This window comes from Bacteroidia bacterium (assembly GCA_023228875.1).
In the GTDB taxonomy this organism is placed as follows: Bacteria; Bacteroidota; Bacteroidia; order NS11-12g; family UBA955; genus JALOAG01.
Genome location: JALOAG010000072.1, coordinates 1 through 2,502 on the forward strand (window position 1 = coordinate 1; position 2,502 = coordinate 2,502).

The window sequence follows — 2,502 nt, forward strand, 5'->3', positions numbered from 1 at the left end:
AAGTATACCACATTGTTAAACATTGTGCAAATTAAATAACAAAAATTTGACAAAAAAAATAGCCTATGATCAGGCTGACGGGGAAATTTTGGCTAACTAACTGTCAAAGACCCGGTTCGTAATCAAGAAAGACCTGTTCCCACTTCGCCATGTTGTCAGCTGAAAGTGTGCTTAATGCAGCGCTCTCGCTCTGCAGTTTTCCGATCTGCTCATTCAATTCTTGCTTGAAATTCTGCATTTCAGGGCTGTTGAAAGCATTAAAATAGCTGGTGAGATCCCAGATTACGCCTTTGCTCATTGTGGTATTCCTTATATTGAATTTGTAATTTTATAGCACGCTGCCGGGTATCTGGTCAAAGATATAAGATTCTATTACCATCTCTCGTTCTCATTGTCGCGCTCGTGCTCGTGACCGCAGGGGCATGAGCATACTCGGCCGTAATTCTGATTCTACTGCAGTTGCTAGTGACAGGTAATTAGTATTTGTTCACACAATCGGGCTTGTGTAGCGATAAAAAGTTCATTGTTGTTTTAGTTGGTAAGTCTATGATACGATCCCATTTTTGACACTTGCGTCAATAAAAAAAGCCTTCAATCGCTCACCAACAAAGGCTTTGCGAGCTAATGAAGGTGCGTTGAAAAGTGAACAATGTTTTAAGATTTTGTCTTTTTTATAATTTTTCTTATCTGCTTATTTGTAATTATTTGGTAGTCTGTTTTGAAACCAAACTTTTCGTGAAGTGCGTTTATAGCGGCGCTTTTTGAGTAGGCAGGAATATACCCCTCTCCCTCAACTTTTACAAAGTCCATGCTTCTTAGCGCGGTTATGATTTCGCAGCAAGTAAATTTGTTGTCCAGCTTTTTTTCAAGTAGTCTGTATATTATCAGCGCCAGATAACATGTTAGAAAATGAGCGGTAATTCTAGTATCTCTGCTCAAGAAAACGGGTCTTGCTTTGAATTCTGTTTTCATAATTCTGAAGCATTCTTCTATTTCCCAGCGCTTTTTGTTTATCTCGATTATTTCCCTAGTGTCACCATCGATATTGCTGCAGACGGCATAAAAGCCGTCATACATCATTTCGTTTTTGATTACATCAGCGTTTATACTATAAGCATTTTTCTCTGCCACTTCGCCAGTTTGAGTGCAGTGTGTTTGCTGTATAAAGCGCTTATAATCATTGGGTTTTGACTTTTTAATCTTTGAAGGATTCTTTTCTAATGCATTTTGAGCGCGATTGATTTGTTGTTCTCTGATGCCGCGCTGATAATCTCTGTATTTAATGGAATAGGTGACTATTAATTTTTGCTCCAGGCCGTTTTCATTGATCCAGCGTTCTTTATAAAATTTAGCTTCTTTGTGAACATCTTCGTCAAGGTCGTTGATGTCATACAATTTATTGTCGCCTGACAAGTGCCATTTGTCGCTTGCAAGGGCCCATTTCTTTAAATGCTTTGGGAGCTTTTTTATAGATTGAGTTGTTATGAAGAATCTATCACCATAGTTGTTAAACCTTCTATTGCTTTCAGAGGCTAGACCGGCATCTGTGCAGACTATAAACTTAGATAAATCGAAGTCTTTTAAAATCTTCTCCTCAAGAGGCCTCATTGTAAGTTGCTCGTTTGTGTTGCCAGCATTAATATTGAAGGCTAGGGGAATCCCGTCGCCGTCCATAAAAAGTCCCATCTGAATGATTGGGTTCGGTTTGTGCTCTTTAGACATGCCATATTGCTTTAAGCCCGATTCACGCTCTATTTCAAAGAAATAGTTAGTGCAGTCATAATAAAGAACCTTGTCGTTCCTTTTTTTAAGCGTTGAACTATTTTTATAAACAGAAGCCTGGATAAAATCGTTTTCTTTCGCCAAGATTTCAAGAGCTCTGTATATGTGCTGTAATTCAAAGTCTGGCTTTTCTATAAAACGTTTTGCCTGCTCGCTGGTCGCAAGCTTGGAGGATGGGTAGATTATTCGGCCGTAAAGTAGGCGAGACAGAACAGAATCTAGATCGTAAGTAAATTTATAGCGGCCTGAGATTTCTTTGCATATCTTGGATAGACCCAGCGAACTGTATATCTGTTGCAAAAATAGATATCCGCCATTGAATGCGCGTTGCCCTTCTGGAATGCATTCGACGGGCGAATATTCAACCAAAATCTTTCTTTTGGATTCTTTGTCTTTTAACGATAGTTCTGCCGCATATCTTAGCCCCCATTCGATGGGGTCTTCACCTTGTAATTTTTCTGTGAGTTCAGCAAGAGTTCCAAGTTTTTCAACAATTTTGGAACTGCGCTTTTTGTTTTCGTAAACAGATTTAACAATGTAAAGAGAAGCGGCGTTTTTTGATTTTATTACCTGAAGTCGCATCTGAAGAATCCCTCCGTTATTGCAAGCATACCACATTGTTAAACATTGTGCAAATTAAATAACAAAAATTTGACAAAAAAAATAGCCTATGATCAGGCTGACGGGGAAATTTTGGCTAACTAACTGTCAAAGACCCGG

At 38.8% G+C, this 2,502-nt stretch carries 2 protein-coding genes; both read right to left on the reverse strand.

Features of this window, described 5'->3' with window-relative positions:
- Positions 1-103 precede the first annotated feature (103 nt).
- The gene (locus tag M0R38_13415; GenBank protein ID MCK9482735.1) at positions 104-298 is read right to left on the reverse strand and encodes a hypothetical protein; all 195 of its coding nucleotides are present in this window, start codon (positions 296-298) and stop codon (positions 104-106) included.
- Positions 299-654: 356 nt separating this feature from the next.
- On the reverse strand, positions 655-2,364 hold the full coding sequence (locus tag M0R38_13420; GenBank protein MCK9482736.1) for an IS1634 family transposase: 1,710 nt from the start codon (positions 2,362-2,364) through the stop codon (positions 655-657).
- Positions 2,365-2,502: the final 138 nt, after the last annotated feature.